This is a genomic window from Variovorax sp. RCC_210 (assembly GCF_041355175.1).
Classification (GTDB): Bacteria; Pseudomonadota; Gammaproteobacteria; order Burkholderiales; family Burkholderiaceae_C; genus Variovorax.
In genome coordinates, this window is the sequence record NZ_JBFUPJ010000002.1 from 128,823 (window position 1) to 150,617 (window position 21,795).

General features: G+C 71.5%; 17 protein-coding genes. 13 read left to right on the forward strand and 4 right to left on the reverse strand.

Features of this window, described 5'->3' with window-relative positions:
• Positions 1 to 12 precede the first annotated feature (12 nt).
• Complete coding sequence (locus AB6807_RS08550; protein WP_371084246.1) at positions 13 to 3,192, forward strand: efflux RND transporter permease subunit; 3,180 nt, start codon at positions 13 to 15, stop codon at positions 3,190 to 3,192.
• Positions 3,189 to 4,697, forward strand: a complete 1,509-nt coding sequence (locus tag AB6807_RS08555; RefSeq protein WP_371084247.1) for an efflux transporter outer membrane subunit — start codon at positions 3,189 to 3,191, stop codon at positions 4,695 to 4,697. Before AB6807_RS08550 ends, AB6807_RS08555 begins: the two co-directional genes overlap by 4 nt.
• A 24-nt stretch (positions 4,698 to 4,721) precedes the next feature.
• Here AB6807_RS08555 and AB6807_RS08560 read toward each other — a convergent pair whose 3' ends face one another.
• Positions 4,722 to 5,213 carry a hypothetical protein gene (locus tag AB6807_RS08560; RefSeq protein ID WP_371084248.1) on the reverse strand — a complete coding sequence of 164 codons (492 nt, stop codon included), beginning with the start codon at positions 5,211 to 5,213 and terminating at the stop codon, positions 4,722 to 4,724.
• A gap of 269 nt (positions 5,214 to 5,482) precedes the next feature.
• On the opposite strand from AB6807_RS08560, the gene AB6807_RS08565 reads away from it, so the two are divergent.
• The 11 genes from AB6807_RS08565 to zwf all read left to right on the forward strand — a co-directional run bounded on the left by AB6807_RS08565 (position 5,483) and on the right by zwf (position 18,368).
• Positions 5,483 to 7,048 carry a class I adenylate-forming enzyme family protein gene (locus AB6807_RS08565; RefSeq protein WP_371084714.1) on the forward strand — a complete coding sequence of 522 codons (1,566 nt, stop codon included), beginning with the start codon at positions 5,483 to 5,485 and terminating at the stop codon, positions 7,046 to 7,048.
• 37 nt (positions 7,049 to 7,085) lie between these two features.
• On the forward strand, positions 7,086 to 8,558 hold the full coding sequence (locus tag AB6807_RS08570) for a sensor histidine kinase (RefSeq protein WP_371084249.1): 1,473 nt from the start codon (positions 7,086 to 7,088) through the stop codon (positions 8,556 to 8,558).
• Positions 8,543 to 9,949 carry a sigma-54-dependent transcriptional regulator gene (locus AB6807_RS08575; protein ID WP_371084250.1) on the forward strand — a complete coding sequence of 469 codons (1,407 nt, stop codon included), beginning with the start codon at positions 8,543 to 8,545 and terminating at the stop codon, positions 9,947 to 9,949. Before AB6807_RS08570 ends, AB6807_RS08575 begins: the two co-directional genes overlap by 16 nt.
• A 168-nt stretch (positions 9,950 to 10,117) precedes the next feature.
• On the forward strand, positions 10,118 to 11,095 hold the full coding sequence (locus AB6807_RS08580) for a hypothetical protein (RefSeq protein ID WP_371084251.1): 978 nt from the start codon (positions 10,118 to 10,120) through the stop codon (positions 11,093 to 11,095).
• Between the two features lie 34 nt (positions 11,096 to 11,129).
• Positions 11,130 to 12,461: an MFS transporter gene (locus tag AB6807_RS08585; protein ID WP_371084252.1), complete on the forward strand. Its 1,332-nt coding sequence runs from the start codon at positions 11,130 to 11,132 to the stop codon at positions 12,459 to 12,461.
• Positions 12,458 to 13,639 carry an SLC13 family permease gene (locus AB6807_RS08590; RefSeq protein ID WP_371084253.1) on the forward strand — a complete coding sequence of 394 codons (1,182 nt, stop codon included), beginning with the start codon at positions 12,458 to 12,460 and terminating at the stop codon, positions 13,637 to 13,639. The genes AB6807_RS08585 and AB6807_RS08590 overlap by 4 nt, the downstream gene beginning before the upstream one ends.
• Positions 13,640 to 13,708: 69 nt before the next feature.
• Positions 13,709 to 14,281 (forward strand): hypothetical protein, encoded by a 573-nt coding sequence (locus AB6807_RS08595; protein WP_371084254.1) that lies wholly within the window; start codon positions 13,709 to 13,711, stop codon positions 14,279 to 14,281.
• 79 nt (positions 14,282 to 14,360) lie between these two features.
• Positions 14,361 to 15,089: an AraC family transcriptional regulator gene (locus tag AB6807_RS08600; protein WP_371084255.1), complete on the forward strand. Its 729-nt coding sequence runs from the start codon at positions 14,361 to 14,363 to the stop codon at positions 15,087 to 15,089.
• Positions 15,090 to 15,475: 386 nt separating this feature from the next.
• Positions 15,476 to 16,345 (forward strand): DMT family transporter, encoded by an 870-nt coding sequence (locus AB6807_RS08605; protein ID WP_116913552.1) that lies wholly within the window; start codon positions 15,476 to 15,478, stop codon positions 16,343 to 16,345.
• Between the two features lie 120 nt (positions 16,346 to 16,465).
• Complete coding sequence (locus AB6807_RS08610) at positions 16,466 to 16,789, forward strand: hypothetical protein (protein WP_371084256.1); 324 nt, start codon at positions 16,466 to 16,468, stop codon at positions 16,787 to 16,789.
• Positions 16,790 to 16,904: 115 nt separating this feature from the next.
• Positions 16,905 to 18,368, forward strand: a complete 1,464-nt coding sequence (zwf, locus tag AB6807_RS08615; protein WP_371084257.1) for a glucose-6-phosphate dehydrogenase — start codon at positions 16,905 to 16,907, stop codon at positions 18,366 to 18,368.
• Between the two features lie 24 nt (positions 18,369 to 18,392).
• On the opposite strand, the gene AB6807_RS08620 is transcribed toward zwf, so the two are convergent.
• The 3 genes from AB6807_RS08620 to AB6807_RS08630 all read right to left on the reverse strand — a co-directional run bounded on the left by AB6807_RS08620 (position 18,393) and on the right by AB6807_RS08630 (position 21,789).
• Positions 18,393 to 19,439, reverse strand: coding sequence for an NADP-dependent oxidoreductase (locus tag AB6807_RS08620; protein ID WP_371084258.1), 1,047 nt, complete (start codon positions 19,437 to 19,439; stop codon positions 18,393 to 18,395).
• A gap of 153 nt (positions 19,440 to 19,592) precedes the next feature.
• A complete protein-coding gene (locus tag AB6807_RS08625) occupies positions 19,593 to 20,957 on the reverse strand; it encodes an ATP-binding protein (protein ID WP_371084715.1) in 1,365 nt (454 codons plus the stop codon).
• 139 nt (positions 20,958 to 21,096) lie between these two features.
• Positions 21,097 to 21,789 carry a response regulator transcription factor gene (locus AB6807_RS08630; RefSeq protein WP_165840518.1) on the reverse strand — a complete coding sequence of 231 codons (693 nt, stop codon included), beginning with the start codon at positions 21,787 to 21,789 and terminating at the stop codon, positions 21,097 to 21,099.
• Between the last annotated feature and the right edge of the window lie 6 nt (positions 21,790 to 21,795).

The following is a 21,795-nucleotide window of genomic DNA, read 5'->3' on the forward strand; positions in this document are numbered from 1 at the left end:
GGCCCCACGCACATGGCACGCTTCTTCATCGACCGGCCCATCTTCGCGTGGGTCATCGCCATCGTCATCATGCTGGCGGGGGCGCTGTCCATCGGCACGCTGCCGCTGGAGCAATACCCCGACATCGCCCCCACCAAGGTCTCCATCAACGCCACCTACCCGGGCGCGTCGGCCAAGACCATCGAAGACTCGGTCACCCAGGTCATCGAGCAGAAGATGAAAGGGCTCGACCGGCTGACCTCGATGTCCTCAAGCAGCACCTCCTCGGGCACCGCGCGCATCGAGCTCACCTTCGAGGCCGGCACCAACGCCGACGTGGCGCAGATGCAGGTGCAGAACAAGCTGCAGCAGGCCATGTCGCAGCTGCCGCAGTCGGTGCAGAGCCAGGGCGTGACGGTCACCAAGTCGGGCACCGACTTCCTGATGATCGTCTCGCTCACCTCGCGGGACGGCAGCGCCTCGGCCACCGACATCGGCGACTACATCTCCAGCAGCCTGCTCGACGTGGTGAGCCGCATCGACGGCGTGGGCGACGTGCAGGCGCTGGGCTCGGGCTATGCCATGCGCATCTGGCTCGACCCGTCGAAGCTGCAGAAGTACGCGCTGATGCCGTCGGACGTGACCAGCGCGCTCACCAGCCAGAACACCGAGGTGTCGGCCGGCCAGCTCGGCGCGCTGCCCGCCACCGTGGGCCAGCGGCTCACGGCCACCATCACCGCGCGCAGCAAGCTGCGCACGGCCGACCAGTTCCGCGAGGTGATCGTCAAGTCGGACAGCGCGGGCTCGGTGGTGCGCCTGGGCGACGTGGCGCGCATCGAGCTGGGCAGCGAGAGCTACACCATCAACACCCGCTTCGACGGCAAGGCCTCCGCCGGCATGGGCGTGAAGCTGGCCACCGGCGCCAACGCGCTCACGGTGTCCAACGCGGTGAAGGCCAAGCTCGCCGAGCTGGAGCCCTTCTTTCCGAACCGGATGACGGCCGTGGTCGGCTACGACACCACGCCCTTCGTGCGAATTTCCATCGAAGAGGTGGCCAAGACGCTGGTCGAGGCGATGGTGCTGGTGGTACTCATCATGTATCTCTTCCTGCAGAACCTGCGCGCCACGCTGGTGCCCGCCATCGCGGTGCCGGTGGTGCTGCTGGGCACCTTCGGCGTGCTGGCGCTGCTGGGCTACTCGATCAACACGCTCACCATGTTCGGCATGGTGCTGGCCATCGGCCTGCTGGTGGACGACGCCATCGTGGTGGTGGAGAACGTGGAGCGGCTCATGGCCGAGGAAGGGCTCTCGCCCAAGGAGGCCACGCGCAAGTCGATGCGCGAGATCACCGGCGCGCTGGTGGGCATTGCGCTGGTGCTGTCGGCGGTGTTCGTTCCCATGGCCTTCTTCGGTGGTTCCACGGGCGTGATCTACCGGCAGTTCTCGGTGACCATCGTGGCGGCGATGCTGCTGTCGGTGGTGGTGGCGCTCACGCTGTCGCCGGCGCTGTGCGCCACCTTGCTGAAGCCGCCCACCGAGGGTGGACATTCACCGCGCTCGGGCCTGTCGGGACGCTTCTTCGGCTGGTTCAACCGCAGCTTCGAGCGCAACGCCGAGCGCTACCGCTCGGGCGTGGGCGGCCTGCTGCGCCGCGGCAAGCGCAGCCTGCTGGTGTACGCGCTGCTGGCGGGCGTGATGGCGCTGACTTTCATGCGCCTGCCCACTTCCTTCCTGCCCGACGAAGACCAGGGCACGCTCATGACGCAGGTGAAGCTGCCCGCCAGCGCCACCGACGAGCAGCTGCAGCAGACCATGAAAAGCTTCGAGGCCTACCTGGCCGCGCAGAAGGAGGTCAGCCACTTCATCACCCTCAGCGGGCTGAGCGGCGACCAGGCCACGGGCAACGCCTTCATCACGCTGAAAGACTGGAGCAAGCGGGGCGGCAAGGGGCAGGACGCCGCCTCGCTGGCGCGCCGCTTCACGCAGGAGATGTCGGCGCGCGCGGGCAACGCCAGCGTGTTCGTCATGCTGCCGCCGGCGGTGCGCGGCCTGGGCTCCAACGCTGGCTTCGACGTGCAGCTGCAAGACCTGGGCGGCATCGGCCACGACGCGCTGGTGAAGGCGCGCGAGCAGTTCCTGGCGCTGGCGCGCAAGGACCCGGCGCTCAGCCAGGTACGCAGCAACAACCTGGACGACACGCCGCAGTTCGCCATCGACATCGACGACCGCAAGGCCGCCGCGCTGAGCCTTTCCACCGCCGACATCAACGACACGCTCTCCAGCGCCATGGGCGGCAGCTACGTGAACGACTTCGTGAACAACGGCCGCGTGAAGAAGGTCTACGTGCAGGCCGACGCGCCCTTTCGCATGCAGCCCGACAGCGTGGACAGCTGGTACGTGCGCAACGCCAGCAGCGAGATGGTGCCGTTCTCGGCCTTCGCGAGCAGCCGCTGGACCTATGGTTCGCCGCAGCTGTCGCGCTACAACGGCATGTCGTCGTTCGAGCTCATCGGCGACCCGGCCGCGGGCTTGAGCTCGGGCGCGGCCATGGCGGCGGTGGAACGCATCATGAAGCAGCTGCCGCAGGGCATCGGCTACGAATGGGCGGGCAGCTCCTACCAGGAGCGGCTGTCGGGCTCGCAGGCGCCGCTGCTTTACGCGGTGTCGATCCTGTTCGTGTTCCTGTGCCTGGCCGCGCTGTACGAGAGCTGGTCGGTGCCGTTCTCGGTGATCTTGGTGGTGCCGCTGGGCGTGCTGGGCGCGGTGCTGGCCACGAAGTTCGCGGGGCTGTCGAACGACGTGTACTTCCAGGTGGGGCTGCTGGCCACGGTGGGGCTGTCGGCGAAGAACGCCATCCTGATCGTGGAGTTCGCCAAGCAGCTGCAGGACGAGGGCATGGCCCTGGTCGACGCCACGCTGCAGGCCGTGCGCCTGCGGCTGCGGCCCATCCTCATGACCTCGCTGGCCTTCATGTTCGGCGTGCTGCCGCTGGCGTTGAGCACCGGCGCGGGCTCGGGCAGCCGACGCGCCATCGGCGTGGGCGTGCTGGGCGGCGTGGCGAGCGCCACGGCGCTGGGCATCTTCTTCGTGCCGATGTTCTTCGTCGTCATCCGGCGCTTCTTCGCGCCGAAGGGCCCGCTCCCGTTCCAACCCCAACCCGGCTCCACTGCGGCGCAGATGCCGCCCTCGCTCCCCGAAGCGGGAACACCATGACCCTTGTGCACCTTCGACTCTGTGCGCCGGCTGCCGCCGCGCTCGCGCTGCTGGCCGGCTGCGTCAACCTCGCGCCCGTCTACTCGCGGCCGGACGCGCCGGTCGCCTCTGCCTGGCCCACTCCGACGGCCACCAAGGCCGATGCGCCCACGCCCCTCGCCGGCCTCACCGGCTGGCAAGACTTCATCACCGACGCGCGGCTGCGCCGCACTGTCGCGCTGGCGCTGGCCAACAACCGCGACCTGCGCGTGGCGGTGCAGAACATCGAGAAGGCGCGCGCGCAGTACGGCGTGCAGCGCGCCGAGCTGTTCCCCAGCGTCGCGGCCACGGCCGGTGCCACGCGCCAGCGCACCGCGGCCGCCGCGAGCAGCAGCGGCACCTCGGCCATCGGCACGCAGTACAGCGCGGCGCTGGGCTTCAGCAGCTACGAGCTCGACCTGTTCGGGCGCGTGCGCAACCTGAACGAGGCGGCGCTGCAGAGCTATCTGTCGACCGAGGCCACGCGCCGCGGCACGCAGATCAGCCTGGTGGCGGAGGTGGCCTCGGCCTGGCTCACGCTGGCGGCCGACCACGCGCGGCTGCAGCTCGCGCAGGACACGCTGGCCAGCCAGCAGCGCTCCTACGCGCTCACCGGGCGCATGCACGCGCTGGGCGCCAGCTCGGCGCTGACGCTCGCGCAGGCGCAGACCACCGTGGACTCGGCGCGCGTGGACGTGGCCAGCTACACCGCGCAGGTGGCGCTGGACCGCAACGCGCTCGACCTGCTGGCCGGCGCCACGGTGCCCGACGACATGCTGCCTACCCTCGGCACCCCCGGCACCCCGGACACGCCAGCCGCCACGCCGGCCAGCGCCCTGGTGGACGTGCCCGCCGGCCTGCCCTCTGCGCTGCTGCAGCAGCGGCCCGACGTGCTGGCCGCCGAGCACACGCTGCAGGGCGCCAATGCCGACATCGGCGCCGCGCGCGCGGCTTTCTTTCCGAGCATTTCGCTGACGGCGAGCGCGGGCGCGTCGAGCACGGCGCTGTCGGGCCTGTTCAAGGGCGGCAGCGGCGCGTGGAGCTTCGCGCCCTCGCTCAGCCTGCCGATCTTCAACGCGGGCAGCAACCGCGCCAGCCTGGACGCGGCCAAGGCGCAGCGCGAGATCGAGCTCGCCACCTACGAGAAGACCGTGCAGACCGCGTTCCGCGAAGTGGCCGACGCGCTGGCCACGCGCGCCTCGCTGGGCGAGCAGCTGGCGGCGCAGCAGTCGCTGGTGGACGCCACGCAGAAGAGCTACACGCTGTCGAACGCGCTGTACCGCAACGGCAGCTACAGCTACCTGGAGGTGCTGGACGCGCAGCGCTCGCTGTACACGGCGCAGCAGACGCTGATCGGCCTGCGCCTGTCGGAGCAGAGCAACCGCATCACGCTCTACAAGGTGATGGGCGGCGGCGGCAACACCGCGAACGAGCAGACGCAGACGCAGACGCAGACCCAGGCCGAGACCACGGCCTCGGCCCGCTGAACCGGACGCCGGGTGCCCGCAACGTCAGCTTCGCGTCGCGTTCTCTTTCATCTTGGCCAGCGCGATGGCGATGGCCGCGCCCCCCAGCGTCTTGATCAGGCCCGAGTGCTGCGCATAGAACTGGCTCACCTGGTCGATCACGCCGGCATGCTGCTGCTCGGCGTGCGCGGCAATCTCGGTGACCTGCGCGGGCGAGAGCTGCGAGGCCTGGTCGGGCGTGACCTGCGTCTGCCCCGGCTGCAGCAGGCGCCCGAGCACGCCACCGGCCAGCGCCGAGGCGGCCGCCGGGCCGAGCGTGGCCAGGATCTGGTTGAGCACGCCGGCCTGCTGCGTCGGCGTCGACTGGCCGAACAGCTTGCCCACGGTGTCGCCGAAAGGCGGCGTCTGGTCGGAGCGCATGGCCGCGGCGAGCCCCGCGCCGAGCTCGTCGGTGGAGGCGTGCTGCGCGACCTGGTCGATGTGGGCGTCGGCGTCGTGGTTGCCGATGGCCTGCTGGAGGATGTCGAGTAGCCCCATGGGAAAGCTCCTGGTTGGAATCGAGGTGCCGCGGGTGCACGTTGGCCTGCGGCGCGTGCGTTGCCCGTGTGTTGCCCGTGTGTTAGCCGTCGTCGCAGCAAAAAGCGGCCACGATGCAAGCGGCTGCGCGCGGCCATGGTGGCGCCGCCTGGCTGAGCGGCAACTGACGCGTCGCCAAGGCGCTGGCCGAAAAAGATGGCTCCGCTATCCTGCCGGCTGGCCAAGATGGAAGGACCGACTCTCTCATGCACCCCGTTTTTCAAGCCGCGATGGAACGCGAATTCGGCGCCATTGCCGACCTGGTTCGCCTCCACGCCCAACACACGCCCGACCGCCCCGCCCTGGCCGACGCGCAGCACACGCTGGACTACCGCGCGCTCGACGCGCTGATGGACCGCATCGCCGCCAGCCTGCAGCGCGACGGCCTGCAACCCGGCGACGCCATTGCCGTGTGCGCGGCCTCGTCGGTGAACTACGCGGCCGTGTTCCTGGGCGCGCTGCGCGCGGGCGTGGCCGTGGCACCGCTGGCGCCCGGCTCCACGCCCGCCAGCCTGGCGCGCATGATGTCCGACGCCGACGCGCGCCTCCTGTTCAGCGACGCCTCGGCCGCCGAGGTCATCGGCCCCGCGGTGCCGGGCGGCATCGGCCGCATCGCGCTCGACGGCTCGCAGGTCGGCGCCGCGTTCGAGGCGTGGCTGGCACCGGCCGGCGCCCGGCCGGCACCAGTGGAGGCGCAGCCCGCGTGGCCCTTCAACATCATCTATTCGTCGGGCACCACCGGCGAGCCCAAGGGCATCGTGCAGGGCCACGGCATGCGCTGGGCCCATGTGCAGCGCGGCGCCAAGTACGAGTACGACAGCAGCACCGTCACGCTGCTGTCGACGCCGCTCTACTCCAACACCACGCTGGTGGTGTTCTTCCCGACCATCGCCTTCGGCGGCTGCGTGGTGCTGATGCCCAAGTTCGACGCGCTGGGCTACCTGCAGCTGGCGGTGAAGCACGGCGTGACGCACACCATGCTCGTGCCGGTGCAGTACCAGCGGCTGATGGCCCACCCGCGCTTCGGCGAACACGACCTGTCGAGCTACAGGTTCAAGTTCAGCACCAGCGCGCCCTTCAACGCGGCGCTGAAGGCAGACGTGCTCAGGCGCTGGCCGGGCGGGCTCATCGAGTTCTACGGCATGACCGAGGGCGGCGGCACCTGCATCCTGGAGGCGCACCTGCACCCGACCAAGCTGCACACCGTGGGCCAGGCCGCGCCGGGCAGCGACATCCGCCTGATCGACGAGGCGGGCAACGAGCTGCCGCGCGACCAGCTCGACGCCAACGGAGAGGTGGCGGGACATCCCGCCGGTGAGGTGGTGGGCCACTCCGCCGGCATGATGACCGGCTACCACCGCCAGCCCGAGAAGACGCGCGAGGCCGAGTGGTTCGACGCCACGGGCAAGCGCTTCATCCGCACGGGCGACGTGGGCCGCTTCGACGCCGACGGCTTCCTCACGCTGTTCGACCGCAAGAAGGACATGATCATCAGCGGCGGCTTCAACATCTACCCGAGCGACCTCGAGGCCGTGCTGCGCGGCCATGCCGCGGTGGCCGACGTGGCGGTGGTCGGCGTGCCTTCCGAGCAATGGGGCGAGACGCCGGTGGCCTTCGTGGTGCGCAAGGACGGCGACGCCACCACCGAGCAGGCGCTGCTGCAGTGGACCAACGACCAGCTCGGCAAGACCCAGCGCCTGGCGCGGCTGCGCTTCATCGACGAGCTGCCGCGCAGCGCCATCGGCAAGGTGCTCAAGCGCGAGCTGCGCGAACTGCGCGAACGCGACCCCGGCTGACGCGCCGCGGCCCGAACACCGGGCACGATCGCGGCAGATGAAATCCCTGCGCGGTCAGTTGCTGTTCTTCTGGGTGCTGCTGTTCGGCATGTGCGCCGCGCTGGCGGTGGTGATGCTCACGCTGTACCGCAGCAGCGCCGGCGCGCAGGTGGCCGCCGGGCGCGGCGCCACCGAGCAGTCGTGCCGGGCCATCGCGGCGCGCTATGCCAAGTCGGCCGGCCCGCCCGCCCCCGCGAAGCCGCAGGTCGACCTGCTGCAGGTGCTGCTGCAGCTGGTGCTGATCGAGACGCCGCACGTGGAAGGCGGCGTGTGGCAGGCCGCCGGCGGGCAGCTGGCCTACGCCTACCCCACCTACGAAGGCAGCGGCGTGAAGCGCGACGTGCCCGCGGCCGAGCAGCCGCTGATCGTGGAAATGGCGCAGCTCGCCGCGCGCACGCAGCAGCCGCAGACCGACGTGGTGCGCGGCAGCCGCGAGGCGCTCATCGTCTCGGCCTGCCCGCTGGCCGCCCCGGGCAACGACCTGGCCGCCTGGACCATGACCCGCACCAACGGCGGCGCGCTGGCCGCGCAGGACAGCCTGCGCACCGGCCTGGGCGTGCTGCTGCTGCTGGTGCTGGCCTCGGGCCTGTGGCTGGGCTTCATCCTGCTGCGCGGGCTGCGCCATGTGCAGCGGCTGGAAAACCGGCTGGTCCGCGCCGAGGCCGAGGCCGCCGCCGACGGCGGCGCCATGCCCGAGCTGCCGCGCACCGGCGTGCGCGAGCTGGACCGCATCGTCGACGGCTTCAACCGCTACCGGCTGCGCTTCGAAGAGGCGCGCGCCCACCTGCGCGCGGCCGCCCAGCAGCGCAGCCGCGACCAGCGCCTGGCCGCGCTGGGCCGCATGACGGGCGGCATCGCGCATGAAATTCGCAACCCCATCGCCACCATGCGGCTGAAGGCCGAGAACGCGCTGGCCGCCACGCCCGAGCGGCAGGGCGCGGCGCTGCAGGCCATCGTCGGGCAGATCGACCGGCTCGACGGCCTGGTGCAGAGCCTGCTGGCGCTGGTGCAGCCGGTGACGCTGGCGCCGGTGGAGGTGGTGCTGCACCGCTGGCTCGACGAGCGCGTGGCCGCCGTGGCGCCCAAGGCCGACGCCGCCGGCGTGCAGGTCACGCTGCGCCACGACGCGCCCGCCAGCGCCGTGTTCGACCCGGTGCACCTGGCGCGCGCGGTCGACAACCTGCTGGACAACGCGGTGCGCCACGCGCCGCGCGGCGGCCACGTGGTGCTGGCGGCCTTGCTTGCGCAGCCGAACCTGCTGGCGATTCGGGTGGACGACGACGGCGCCGGCGTGCCCGCGTCGCTGCAGGCCAGCCTGTTCGAGCCCTTCGCCACGGGCCGCGCCGACGGCACCGGGCTGGGCCTGGCGCTGGCGCGCGAGGTGGCGCTGGCGCACAGCGGCGAGCTGCGCCACGTGCCGCTGGAGGCGGGCACCCGCTTCGAACTGGAGCTGCCATGGCACATCTGCTGATCGTCGACGACGACGACGCGTTTCGCGACACCCTGGCAGAGACGCTGCAGGGCCTGGGCCACGACACGGTGGCCGTCGCCAGCGGCGCCGAGGCCCTGAAGGCCGTGGAAGCAGTGGGAATGGCCACACGCGGGCGCTTCGACGCGGTGTTCCTCGACCACCGCATGCCCGGCATGGACGGGCTGCAGACGCTGGCGGCGCTGCAGGCGCGCGTGGTGCGGCTGCCGCCAGTGATCGTGCTCACCGCGTTCTCCAGCGCGGGCAACACCATCGAGGCGATGCGCCTGGGCGCCTTCGACCACCTGGCCAAGCCGATCAGCCGCGAGGCGGTGCGCGAGGTGCTGGAACGCGCGCTGCAGCAACGCACGGCGCACGGGCCGTCGGCAGCCTCGGCCGATGCCGCTGAAGAAGACGGCGGCGAGCTGATCGGCCCCAGCCATGCGATGCGCGAGGTGCACAAGCGCATCGGCCTGGCCGCGGCCAACGCGATGCCGGTGCTGGTGCTGGGCGAAACGGGCACCGGCAAGGAAATGGTGGCGCGCGCCCTGCACCGGCATTCGGCGCGCGCCGAGCGCCCTTTCGTGGCCGTCAACTGCTCGGCCATTCCGAAGGAGCTGCTCGAAAGCGAGCTCTTCGGCCATGTGCGCGGCGCCTTCACCGGCGCCACCGGCGAACGGCCCGGGTGCTTTCGCGCGGCCGACGGCGGCGTGCTGCTGCTCGACGAGATCGGCGACATGGCGCTGGACGTGCAGGCCAAGATACTGCGCGCCCTGCAGGAAGGCGAAGTCACGCCGCTGGGCAGCCACCGCACGGTGAAGGTCGACGTGCGCGTGGTCGCGGCCACGCACCGCGACCTGGCCGCCGCCGTGCGCGAGGGGCGTTTTCGCGAAGACCTGCTGTACCGGCTGGACGTGCTGTCGATCCGGCTGCCGCCGCTGCGCGAGCGGCTGGCCGACATCATTCCGCTGGCGGAGCACTTCCTGCGGCGCGCGGCCGGGGCCGATGCTGCCGTGCCACCGAAGGCGCTGTCGGCCGAGGCGGCGCAGGGCCTGCTGAGCCATGCCTGGCCGGGCAACGTGCGCGAGCTGCGCAACGTGATGGAACGCTGCCAGGCGCTGGTGCGGCACCGGGTGATCGGCGGGGCGGACCTGGCCACGGCCCTTGGAACGACGCTGCGGGCGGAGTCCCGTGTGGACACGGGCGGTGCGGACGAAAGGCTGCCCGCCGCATGGCTCGACGGCGAACTGCCCGCCGCGGTCGAAAAGCTGGAGCGCCTGCTGATCGCCCACGCGCTTGCGCAAACCCAAGGCAACCGCGCCGAGACGGCGCGCCGCCTGGGCATTCACCGCCAGCTGCTGTACCGCAAGCTGGCGCAGTACGGGCTCGACTGAGCCGCGGGGCGTCTGGCCGGCGCGGGTGTCCGCAAACCGGACACCCGGTGTACGGAAATCATCCGTAGCCTGCGGGCCAATCGCGCGCAAGTCGTTGATTTCAAAGGATTCAGGGGCTGGCACGTTGTGTGAGTTGTCTTTGGGCATCCACCCTTCAAGGAGCCGCCCATGACACCCCGCATCACCTTCATTGCCGCCGCCTGCCTGCTGGCCGGCAGCGCCGCCTTCGCCCAGATGCCGCCGCCGCCCGCCGGCGGGCCCGTGCCACCGGCGCCGCTCGGTGCCACACCGCCCGTGCCTCCCATGCAGTCCGTCCCTCCCATGGCTCCTGCCGCCGCGCCCGACGCCGGCACGGTCGCGACCGGCCGCGTGCAGCAATGGCTCATCAACCCCAACGGCGACGCGGACGGGCTGTTGCTGGCCGACGGCACGCAGGTCGCGTTTCCGCCGCACCTGTCGGCGGCGGTGATGCAGGCGCTGAAGCCCGGCGACACCGTTCAGGTGAGCGGCTGGCGCGCACCCGGCGTGCCGGTGGTGCGCATGCAGTCGCTCAGCGCCAACGGGCGCAGCGTGGCCGACCAGCCGCCCGCCCCCGGCATGGCCCCTCCCACCCCACCCACCCCTTCCACCCCGCCCACTGCTCCCACCTCGCGGGCCCTGCGCGAGCCCGGCGCACTGAGCGCCATGTCGGCAAGCGGGCGCATCGAGCGGCTGCTGTACACCGACCGCGGCGACGTGCGCGGCGTGCTGCTGGCGGACAAGACCATCGTGCGGTTCCCGCCGCACATCGGCGCCGCGTACGGCGCGCAGCTGCAACCCGGCGCACAGCTCCATGCGCGCGGCTGGGGCACGCGCGGCGCGCAGGGCACGGCGCTGGAAGCCACCAGCCTGGGCCCAACCGCGGACACGGTGCGCGAGCTGTTCAGCGGGCCGGGGCTGGTGCCTGGGGCCCGGGGGCCAGCAGGCCGAGGCGCAGGCGGCCCGGGCGTTGCCCGTGATGCAGCTGGCCCGGGCGTTGCCCGTGATGCAGCCGGCCCGGGCGTTGCCCGGGGTGCAGGTCCGCGTTCCGCCCGGGATGCAGGCGGCCCCGGCGCCCAGCCGCCCGCCCCGCTGATGGCGCCGCCGGCCCCGGTGCCGGCGTCCTGAGCATCCCGAGCGTCCAGCCCGAGCACCCCACGCCATGACCACCGCATTCGCCCCCTTGCCGTCGGCGCCGGAGCCGTCGTCGCCCTCTCCGTCGCGCCGCAGCCTGCGCGCGCTGGACGCCCTGGCCTTCTTCGCGCCCGACATCCAGGGCGGCGTCGGCCCGTTCCTGATCGTGTTCATGGCCGGCACGCTGGCCTGGGACCCGCAGCGCATCGGCACCGTGATGTTCGTCTCGGCGCTGGTGGGGTTGGTGGTGCAGGCGCCGGCCGGCGCGCTGATCGACAGCGTGCCCAACAAGCCGCGCTGGATCGCGGGGGCCATCGCGCTCATCGCGGTGTGCCTGGTGGTCATGGCGAACTGGCCGGGCTACGGCGTGATCCTGGCCGGCCAGTCGCTCGTGGGCGCGGCGGGCACGCTGGTGGCGCCCGCCATCGCGGCCACCAGCCTCGGCATGGTCGGGCGCGCCGGGCTGGACGCGCGCGTCGGCCGCAACGCGGCCATCACCGCAGCGGGCACGGTGCTGTGGGCGCTGGGCACCGGCTGGGTGGGCCAGGCCTTCGGGCCGCACGCGATGTTCTTCTACGCGGTGGCGATGGCGCTGCCGACCGTGGTCGCGGCCATGCTGATCCGCCAGCGCGACGTCGACCCGAAGCTGGCGCGCGGCGCGGACCACGAGGCCGACGATCAAGCCGACACGCCTGCATCCGAAACGCACACCACGCGCACCCCGCAGACTTCCGCGCGCTGGTACGACCACCGCCTGGTCGTGCTGCTGGTCTGCGCCTTCCTGTTCCACCTGGCCAACGCCGCCATGCTCACGCTGGTGGCGCAGAAGGTGGGCACGCGCGCCGGCACCTCGGCCACGCTGTGGCTGTCGGGCGGCGTGATCGTCACGCAGCTGGTGACCATTCCCATCGCGCTGGCGGTCGGGCGCTGGGCGCCGCGGCTGCCGCGCAAGCCGATCTTCCTGGCCGGCTTCGCGGTGCTGCCGCTGCGCGGCCTGCTGTACCTGCTGGCCGACAGCCCGGCGGCGCTGCTGTCGCTGCAGGTGCTCGACGGCATCGGCGCGGGCATCTTCGGCGTGATGCTGACGCTGATGATCGGCGACCTCACGCGCGGCAGCGGGCACTTCAACTTCGCGCTGGGCATCGGCGCGGCCTGCGTGGGGCTGGGCGCGGCGCTCAGCAACCTGGTGGCGGGCACGGTGGCGCACCTGGCCGGCTACGGCACGGCCTTCGTGCTGCTCGCGGGCATCGCGGCTTGTGCGCTGACGCTGTTCGCGCTGGCCATGCCGGAAACTCGCGGCCGGCGCGCGCCGATGGCGAATGCGCCGGCCGACCCCGCACTGAACCCCGCCGCTCCATGAACAAAGACACCGCCTCCAGCGCCTCTGCCGCCCTGGCCTCCTCGACATCCGCAGCCTCCACGGCGCCGGGCCACGACGCCCCCGCCCCGCACGAAGGCGGCGGCAACGGCCTGCTGTGGGTGCTGGTGGCGGTGGCGGTGCTGTTCGCCTTCCTGCGCCCGCGCGCGCCGATGGACTGGCTGAAGCTGGTCGACTGGCAGACGGTAGGCGCGCTGGCCGGGCTGCTGGCCATCACGCAGGGCGTGGAGAAGAGCGGCATGCTGCAGTCGGCCGCGCAGCGCCTGCTGGCGCGCACCACCGACCTGCGCCAGCTGGCGCTGCTGCTCACCGCCGCCGCCGCCGTGCTGTCGGCGCTGGTGACCAACGACGTGAGCCTCTTCTTGCTGGTGCCGCTCACGCGCGTGCTGGCCACGCAGGCGCACCTGCCGCTGGCGCGGCTGGTGGTGTTGCAGGCGCTGGCGGTGAACGCGGGCTCGGCGCTCACGCCCATCGGCAACCCGCAGAACCTGTACCTGTGGCACCGCACCGGCGAGAGCTTCGGCGGCTTCATGTGGATGATGGCGCCCACGGTGCTGGTCATGCTGTTCTGGCTGTTCGTGGCCGTGTGGCTGCTGGTGCCGCGCACCGCCATCGCGCTGAAGCCCGCGGCCGAGGCGGCGCCGGTGCAGCCGCGGCTGCTGGCGCTGTCGGGCGTGCTGTTCGTGGGCTTCGTGGTCGCGCTCGACCGGCACTGGCTGCTGGCCGGCCTGGCGGTGGTGTTCGTGGCCTACCTGCTGTTCCAGCGCCGGGTGCTGCTGGGCGTCGACTGGGCGCTGCTGGCGATCATCGCGCTGATGTTCGTCGACCTGCGCCAGCTGGCCGAGCTGCCCGCCGTGGCCTCGCTGGTGGGCCAGTGGCCCATTGCGGAAGGCTGGCGTGCGTACCTGGCGGCCATCGTCACCTCGCAGTTCATCAGCAACGTGCCGGCCACCATCCTGCTGGACCGCTACGTGCACGACCTGCCCGCGCTGGCGGCGGGCGTGAGCGTGGGCGGCTTCGGCTGCGTGCTGGGCTCGCTGGCCAACCTCATCGCGCTGCGGCTGGCCAAGGTGCCGCACGGGCTGCGCGAGTTCCACCGCATCGGCATTCCCTTCCTGGTCGTGTGCGCGGCCTCGGCGGCGCTGCTGCGGCTGGGTTGACGCGCGCTTTTCGGCTTCGCAGACCACTTCCTCACTCCCCTCACTCTTCACTCTCACAAAGGACACGCCATGCCCCAACACCACGCACCCCACGAAACCCACGCGAAGCACGACACCCAGGACGTCTGGTCGGTCGAAGGCCGCTTCCAGCACCTGGTCTACAGCCCCAAGGGCGGCATCGAGGGCGTGCTGATCGACACCGACGGCGTGGCCACGCAGTTCGTGTTCGAGCGCCACGACGAAGGCGCCGCCACCGCCTTCGAGGGCCTGCAGGTCGGCCAGGCGCTGGTGATCGAGGGCACCGAGGAAGGGCCGTCGCCCAAGGGCGAGGCGGGCCACACGGTGTACCGCTTCGAGCGGCTCGCATCCATCGACGGCGAGGCGCCCCGGCACGCGCACCCCGACGAGCGCATCGAAGGCACCGTGGTGCGCCTGAACTACGCCCGCCACGGCGAGGCCAACGGCGTGGTGCTGGACACGGGCGACTTCGTCCACACCAAGCCCGACGGCTTCGCGCACCTGGGCCTGAAGGTGGGCGACAAGGTGCGCGCCGAAGGACGCGCGCAGCCGCTGGCCACGGGCGAAGGGCGCGTGGTGGAGGCCGTGCGGGTCAATGGGCGGGCGGTGCGGGACGAGGGCTGAGGCCGGCCGCCTCAAGCCGGTTGGCGCGGTTTGCACGGTTGGCACCGAGGGCGGGCGCGCGGACAATCCGCGCCAGCCCATGACCCGCCGTGACTTGCCACTGCCGCTGACCTTGCCCCTGCCAGAGCGGCACGACCTCGTGCTGCGCGACTACAGCGCCTCGCACGGCAGCCACGCGCACGACCACTTCCAGGTGCTGATCGGGCTGGAAGGCGTGCTCGAGATCGAGGTGGAAGGCCGGGGCGCGGGCATCGGTGCCGGCGAGGCGCAAGTGGTCTCGCCCGGCGACCGGCACGACTTCCGGGCCCGCGACCGGCACAGCCGCTGCCTGGTGCTGGACACCTCGCACGCCGGCTGGGCCCGCTGCGCCGAGCGCGCGCCGGTCGACGCGCCGCAGCTGCACACGCTGGCGCGCTACCTGGCGCAATGCATGGCGCGGCCGCAGGCGTCGGCGCTGGCGCTGCTGCACGGGCCGGCGCTGCTGCTGGAGGCCTGGCGGCCGCAAGTGCCCGCTGCGTCAGACTCGCGCCGCCGGCGCATCGACTGGACCCTGCTCGCCGACTGGGCGCGGGCGCGGTGGCACGAGCCCTTGAGCGTTGCCGACCTCGCCGAGGTCGCCTGCCTGAGCCCCAGCCAGTTCGCGCAGCGTTGCCGCGATGAGCAGGGGATGGGCGCGATGCAATGGCTGCGCGCGATGCGGCTGGCGCATGCGCGCGAGCTGCGACTGGGTGGGACGAGCGTGGCGGAGACGGCGCGGCGCACGGGGTACAGGTCGCCTTCGGCGTTGACTGCGGCGTTGCGGCGCTGATTGGGGGGTGTTGCTCCCTCCCCTTCCGGGGGAGCGTTGGGGTTGGGGCACGACGGCTTTCGAAACAATGCGGCGCCTGCTCGACGGGCTGCCCCCATCCCAGCCTTCCCCCAGAGGGGGAAGGAGCAAAAACCCGAACCTCGCACCGCTGGCTTTCGCTTTGCTCCCTCCCCCTCTGGGGGAGGGTCGGGGTGGGGGCACGACGGCGTGCGAAACAACGCAGCGCTTAATCGAAGTCCTGCCCCCATCCCAGCCCTCCCCCGGCAGGGGAAGGAGCAAAACCAACTCATGCGCCATCCCGACCCCCGTCTTGCTCCCTCCCCAAACCGTCGTTTCCCGACGACGCACCGTCATTTCCCGACGAGCGCATCGCGTAGCCTCCTTGCATGTCATCGACCGCCTACGCCCTGCTCGCCATCGCGCTCTGGACCACCCTCGCCTCGCTGGGCACCGCCCTGTCGCACCTGCCGCCCTTCCTGCTCACCGGCCTGGCGCTGATCATCGGCAGCGTGCCGAGCTGGCCGCTGGTGCTGCGCGACCGGCGCGCCTGGAAGGTGCCGGCGCGCACGCTGGCGCTCGGCGTCTACGGCCTGTTCGGCTACCACTTCCTGCTGTTCATCGCGCTGCGCTACGCGCCGCCGGTGGAGGCGAACCTGGTCAACTACCTGTGGCCGCTGCTCATGGTGGTGCTGGCGCCGGTGCTGCTGCCGGGCGTCACGCTGCGCCCGCTGCACCTGGTGGCGGGGCTGCTGGGGTTCGCGGGCGCGGCGGCGGCCATCCTCGGCGCGGGCGGCGGTGGTGGTGGCGACAGTGCCGGTGGAAGCTCGACCTTCACCATGTACTGGGGCTTCCTGCCCGCGCTGGCCTCGGCCTTCGTCTGGGCCAGCTACTCGCTGGGAACGAAGCGCGTCGCGGCCTTTCCGACCTCGGCCATCGGGCTGTTCGGCCTGGTCTCGGGCGTGCTGTCGCTCGCCTGCCACGCGCTGCTCGAACCCTCGGTGGCGCTGTCGGGGCGCGACTGGCTGCTGCTGGTGCTGTGCGGCCTGGGCCCGCTGGGCGCCGCCTTCTTCGTGTGGGACATGGCGCTCAAGCGCGGCGACGCGCGCCAGATCGGCATCCTGAGCTACATCACGCCGCTGGGCTCGACCGCGCTGCTGCTGCTGGTCACCGGCCGGCCGCTGACATGGACCATCGTGCTGGCGGCCTGGCTCATCATCTCGGCGGCGGTGATGGGCACCCGCGCGCGGCGCGACTGAATCGATCGGGCCGATCGGGCCGATAGCGCCGACAGGGCCGACTGAATCAGGCTGTGTCCGACGGGTTACCCACCCGTTTTCTGGCTAGAGTGGAGGTTCAGGAAAAAAGGAGCCACCCCTATGGACAACAAGAACAAGAACGAGGATTTCGAAATCACCCCCAAGCTGGTGTTCGACCTGAACCTGGCGCTGTACCTCGACCTGGTGGCCGCGCTGGAAAGCGCGGGCGCCGTCACCTACCGCCAGATGGCGGCCCGGGTGCTGAACGTGAGCATGGACGCCCGCGCCGACGGCGAGGTCGGCCTGTCCACCGTGCTCGAAGGCGTCGCCAAGGGCTTTGCCGGCCAGAGCGACGGCATGTCCATCGAACTGCTGAAGGCCGCGCACGGCCTGCGTGACGACGAGGCCCTGGGCGACGTGCCCATGCGCCCCGCCATCGACTGACCCTCCCCCAGGGGTCCGCTCTCGCGCCTGCAGCGGCCTTCCAGCCTTCCGGGGGCCGCGCCCCCTGGCACCGAAATCGCTTGGGCCTTGGGCACAACAGCTCCAAGGTGACAACATGGCGAAGATCCCTCCCGGTGTCGGTCCGCGTTTTCCGCAGGTGGTGGTGCTGGTGGGCGCCACCGGCGACCTGGCCCGGCGCAAGCTGCTGCCGGGGCTGTTCCACCTGTGCAGCGCCGGCTTCATTCCGGGCTGCCGGATCATCGGCGTGTCGCTCGACGAACTCGACGTCGACGGCTTTCGCGCCGCGGCCCGCTCGGCCCTCGACGAGTTCGGCAGCCGCAAGACCACCTCCGCCGACTGGGACACCTTCGCGGCCAACCTCGACTACGTGCCGCTGTCGGCCGGCGCCGCCGCCCTGCGCGCCGCGGTCGACCGCGCCGAGGCCTCGCTGGGCACCGAGTGCCGGCGCCTGCACTACCTGAGCGTGCCGCCCAGCGCGGCGCTCACCGTGGTGCGCACGCTGGGCGAGGCCGGGCTGGTGGAGCGCTCGCGCATCGTGATGGAAAAGCCCTTCGGCACCGACCTGGCGAGCGCCGTCAAGCTCAACGGCAAGCTGCACGAGGTGTTCCAGGAAGAGCAGATCTTTCGCATCGACCACTTCCTGGGCAAGGAGCCGGCGCAGAACATCCTGGCGTTCCGTTTCGCGAACGGGCTCTTCGAGCCCATCTGGAACCGCAACTTCATCGACCACGTGCAGATCGACGTGCCCGAAACGCTGGGCCTGGGCAAGCGCGCCGGCTTCTACGAGCAGACCGGCGCCTACCGCGACATGGTGGTCACGCACCTGTTCCAGATCCTGGCGTTCATGGCCATGGAGCCGCCCACCGCGCTGGAGCCCGCGCCCATCAGCGAAGAGAAGAACAAGGTGTTCCGCAGCATGGAGCCCATTCGCCCCGCCGACGTGGTGCGCGGCCAGTACAGCGGCTACCGCGCCGAGGAAGGCGTGGACCCCGACTCCGACACCGAGACCTTCATTGCGCTGAAGTGCCACATCGACAACTGGCGCTGGGCCGGCGTGCCCTTCTACCTGCGCACCGGCAAGCGCATGGCCGAGGGCCAGCGCATCATTTCCATCGCGTTCCGCGAGCCGCCCAAGAGCATGTTCCCGCCCGGCTCGGGCGTGGGTGCGCAGGGGCCGGACCACCTCACCTTCGACCTGGCGGACGCCTCGAAGATGTCGCTGTCGTTCTATGGAAAGCGCCCCGGCCCCGGCATGCGGCTGGACAAGCTGAGCCTGCAGTTCGCCATGCGCGACACCGGCATGGCGGGCGAGGTGCTGGAGGCCTACGAGCGGCTGATCCTCGACGCGATGCGCGGGGACCGCACGCTGTTCACCACGGCCGAGGGCATCGAAAGGCTGTGGGAGGTGTCGACCGCGCTGCTCGAATCGCCGCCGCCGGTGCGGCTGTACGAGCAGGGGTCGTGGGGGCCGAAGCCGGTGCACCAGCTGATTGCGCCGCACGCGTGGCGGCTGCCCTTCGAGCGGGCCTGGCGCGACCCGAACAAGTCCGGGAACTGAAGCGCGACGGCCCCGGCGTCGTGCTCAGGCCTCGGCCACCTGCAGCACCAGCTTGCCGAAGTTCTCCCCCGCGAACAGCTTGTTGAGCGACTCGGGGAAGGTGTCGAGCCCCTTCACCACGTCTTCCTTGCTCTTCATGCGGCCGTCCTTCAGGTAGCCGGCCATCTCGGCGATGGCGATGGGGTAGCGGTCGGCGTAGTCGAACACCACGATGCCCTCCATGCGCGCGCGGTTCACCAGCAGGCTCAGGTAGTTGCGCGGGCCGGCCGCGGGCATGCTGTTGGCGTTGTTGTACTGGCTGATGGCGCCGCAGATGATGATGCGGGCCTTGCGCGCCAGCTTGGCCAGCACGTGGTCGAGGATCTCGCCGCCGACGTTGTCGAAGTACACGTCCACGCCCTTGGGGCAATGCTCCTTCAGGCCCGCGCGCACCGCGCCCTCGCCGGCCTTGTAGTCGATGCAGGCGTCGAAGCCCAGCTCCTTCACCACCCATTCGCACTTGGCGGCGCCGCCGGCAATGCCGACCACGCGGCAGCCCTTGAGCTTGGCCAGCTGGCCCACGGTCTGCCCCACGGCGCCGGCCGCGCCCGAGACCACCACGGTTTCGCCGGGCTGGGGCTGGCCGACGTCCATCAGGCCGAAGTAGCCGGTCATGCCGGGCATGCCCAGCACGTTGAGCCACTGGCCGATGGTGCCGACGTTCAGGTCGATCTTCACCAGGCCGTTGCGCTTCAGGTCTTCCTGCGCGACGAGCATGTATTCCTGCACGCCCAGCGTACCGTACACGGTGTCGCCCACCGCGAACCTGGGGTTCTTGGAGGCGACCACGCGGCCCACGCCGCCGGCGCGCATCACCTCGTCGATGGCCACGGGCGGGATGTAGCTCTTGGCGTCGTTGAGCCAGCCGCGCATGGCCGGGTCCAGCGAGAGCGACAGCGTCTTCACCAGCACGCCACCTTCGGCCGGCTCGCCGACGGGCTCGGTGGTGAACTTCCAGTTCTCGCGGGTGGCGGTGCCTTCGGGGCGCTTGGCGAGGCGGACCTGGTGGTTGGTGAGGGTGCTGCTGTTCATGGTGTCTCCTTCTGGGGGCCGAGGTAAGCCGATGTAAGCCGTGATGGTCAGACGTGGGCCGCTGCGGCCCCGGGAGGCGCATCGTAGCCGCGGGCCCCGGGCCGGCTGGTAGCGCAGGCGACAGCCCCGTGCCAGGCTCCCGCAGCCGGCCGCTCAGGTCAGCCGGACGATGATCTGCAGGCCCGGCCCGCCGTTGCGCACCGTGAGCTCGCCGCCGTGCGCCTCGGCGATCAGCCGGCACAGGTACATGCCCAGGCCCACGCCGCCGGTGGTACGCGCCCGCGCGCCGTCGGTGCGGTAGAAGGGCTCGGTGAGCCGCTCCAGCTGTTCCTCGTCCACGCCGGGGCCGTGGTCGCGCACTTCTATTTCCACGCCCTGCCTGCTGCCGTCGAGCACCGCGCGCAGCGACACGCAGGGCGGGCGCGGCGCGTCGGCGCTGTAGCGCAGCGCGTTGTCCAGCAGGTTGCGCACCAGCAGGCGGATGCGCATGCGGTCGACGGCATGCGGCGGCAGCCCGTCGGCCAGGTCAAGGTGCACATGCTGCGCGCCGGACATCTCGGCCACGGTCTCGCGGATGAGCACGGCCAGGTCGACCGGCTCGCGCAGCAGCGCCACGTGCGGGCTCGCCAGGCGCTCGCTTTCGAGCAGGTCGCTGATGAGGTCGCGCATCTCGTTGAGGTCGCGCAGCAGCGCGTCGCGCTCGGCCTGGCCTTCGGGCGTGGCCGGCAGCAGCTCGGCGTTGAGGCGGGCGCGCGTGAGCGGCGAGCGCAGCTCGTGGCTCAGCGCCAGCAGCAGCCCGCGCTTGGCGTCGAGCATGGCCTGGATGTCGTCGGCCATGGTGTTGATGCGTTGCGCGAGGTCGCCCAGGTCGTCGTTGCGGCGCACGGGAATGGGCTGCGTGAACTCGCCGCGGCCGAAGCGCTGCGCGCCTTCGCGAATGTCGATCAGCGGGCGCAGCAGCCGGCTCACGTAGGCGTAGCCCAGCAGCACGCACGACAGCAGCAGCCCGAGCGTGGCCCAGCCGATGGCGCGCGGCGCCAGCTGCCAGAGCTTGGGCGCCCAGCCGAAGATCACGCGGTGGCCGTCGGCCGTGGGGCGTATGAACCACTTGTCGCCACCGAAGATGTCGTCGCGGTCGTGCATCCAGCCGCCGGGGCTGCTCGCGCCGCCGGGGTTGGAGTCCCAGTTGACGGTGGGCCCGACGATGCGGATGGTGATGGGCAGCCGGGCCACCAGCGCCTGCGCGCGCGTCACGTCGGGCGGCGTGCCTATTTCGGCGACCAGGCGGTCGGTGTAGTCGGTCAGCATGGGCTTGGCGGCCTCGGCCCAGCCGGTGGAGAACGACTTCTTCATGCCGCCCATGAACACGCCCGCCATCACCAGCGCGAGCAACACGAACATCAGCACCAGCCGCACGCGCAGCGAGCGGCGCCAGCGGCGCTTGCCCTGCACCTTCTCGTTCCAGCGCGCGTGCCACTGCTTGCGCCACTCCTCGCGCGTCATGACCTCGCCGGGCATGTCCTCGCGGCACGCCATGCGCCGCCGCATTTCGCGCATGGCGGCGCGGTGGTCCCTGCGGGCAGTGCTCATCGGCGTGCCTTCTCGCTTCGCACCGCGGCGCCAGCTTCAGCCTGCTGGAGGCGGCCAGGCGCTGCGCTCATGCCGGCTCGCTGCGCGCCACGGCCAGCGCATAGCCGGCGTTGCGCAGCGTCTTGATGCAGTCCAGCGGCTCCAGCTTCTTGCGCAGGCGGCTCACCACGATGTCGACCGCGCGCGTGTACAGCTCGGCCTCGTGTCCGCGCAGGCGGTTGAGGATGTCGTCGCGGCTGAACACCTTGCCGGGTTCGGCGGCCAGCAGCGCCAGCAGCTCGAACTCGGTGCCGGTGAGCTCCACGCGCTCGCCGTGGCGCAGCACCTGGCGCCGGTCGAGGTCGATCGACAGGCCGTCGAACACGCGCTGCTGCGTGCTGCTCGATGCGGGCGGCGCGCTGCGCTGGCGGCGCAGGATGGTCTGCACGCGCGCCACCAGTTCGCGCGGCTCGAAGGGCTTGGGCACGTAGTCGTCGGCACCCAGCTCGAGGCCGACCACGCGGTCCATCACCTCGCCGCGGGCGGTGAGCATCACGATGGGAATGTCGCTTTCCTTGCGGATCTCGCGGCACAGCGCAAAGCCGTCCATCTCGGGCAGCATCACGTCGAGGATGGCCGCGTCGTAGGTGAAGGCCCGCAGCTTGGCGAGGCCTTCGCTCGGGCGCACGGCGCTGTCGAGCGTGCAGCCGAAGCGTGCGAAGTAGGTGGTCAGCGGCGCGGCGAGGTGTTCGTCGTCGTCGATCAACAGGATGCGCGGCATGGCGGG

Excerpts from the sequence above, each read along its gene's own strand:
- AB6807_RS08550 (WP_371084246.1), top strand. The coding sequence starts at position 13 with ATGGCACGCTTCTTCATCGACCGGCCCATCTTCGCGTGGGTCATCGCC.
- AB6807_RS08555 (WP_371084247.1), top strand. The coding sequence starts at position 3,189 with ATGACCCTTGTGCACCTTCGACTCTGTGCGCCGGCTGCCGCCGCGCTC.
- AB6807_RS08560 (WP_371084248.1), bottom strand. The coding sequence starts at position 5,213 with ATGGGGCTACTCGACATCCTCCAGCAGGCCATCGGCAACCACGACGCC.
- AB6807_RS08565 (WP_371084714.1), top strand. The coding sequence starts at position 5,483 with ATGGAACGCGAATTCGGCGCCATTGCCGACCTGGTTCGCCTCCACGCC.
- AB6807_RS08570 (WP_371084249.1), top strand. The coding sequence starts at position 7,086 with ATGAAATCCCTGCGCGGTCAGTTGCTGTTCTTCTGGGTGCTGCTGTTC.
- AB6807_RS08575 (WP_371084250.1), top strand. The coding sequence starts at position 8,543 with ATGGCACATCTGCTGATCGTCGACGACGACGACGCGTTTCGCGACACC.
- AB6807_RS08580 (WP_371084251.1), top strand. The coding sequence starts at position 10,118 with ATGACACCCCGCATCACCTTCATTGCCGCCGCCTGCCTGCTGGCCGGC.
- AB6807_RS08585 (WP_371084252.1), top strand. The coding sequence starts at position 11,130 with ATGACCACCGCATTCGCCCCCTTGCCGTCGGCGCCGGAGCCGTCGTCG.
- AB6807_RS08590 (WP_371084253.1), top strand. The coding sequence starts at position 12,458 with ATGAACAAAGACACCGCCTCCAGCGCCTCTGCCGCCCTGGCCTCCTCG.
- AB6807_RS08595 (WP_371084254.1), top strand. The coding sequence starts at position 13,709 with ATGCCCCAACACCACGCACCCCACGAAACCCACGCGAAGCACGACACC.
- AB6807_RS08600 (WP_371084255.1), top strand. The coding sequence starts at position 14,361 with ATGACCCGCCGTGACTTGCCACTGCCGCTGACCTTGCCCCTGCCAGAG.
- AB6807_RS08605 (WP_116913552.1), top strand. The coding sequence starts at position 15,476 with ATGTCATCGACCGCCTACGCCCTGCTCGCCATCGCGCTCTGGACCACC.
- AB6807_RS08610 (WP_371084256.1), top strand. The coding sequence starts at position 16,466 with ATGGACAACAAGAACAAGAACGAGGATTTCGAAATCACCCCCAAGCTG.
- zwf (WP_371084257.1), top strand. The coding sequence starts at position 16,905 with ATGGCGAAGATCCCTCCCGGTGTCGGTCCGCGTTTTCCGCAGGTGGTG.
- AB6807_RS08620 (WP_371084258.1), bottom strand. The coding sequence starts at position 19,439 with ATGAACAGCAGCACCCTCACCAACCACCAGGTCCGCCTCGCCAAGCGC.
- AB6807_RS08625 (WP_371084715.1), bottom strand. The coding sequence starts at position 20,957 with ATGCCCGGCGAGGTCATGACGCGCGAGGAGTGGCGCAAGCAGTGGCAC.
- AB6807_RS08630 (WP_165840518.1), bottom strand. The coding sequence starts at position 21,789 with ATGCCGCGCATCCTGTTGATCGACGACGACGAACACCTCGCCGCGCCG.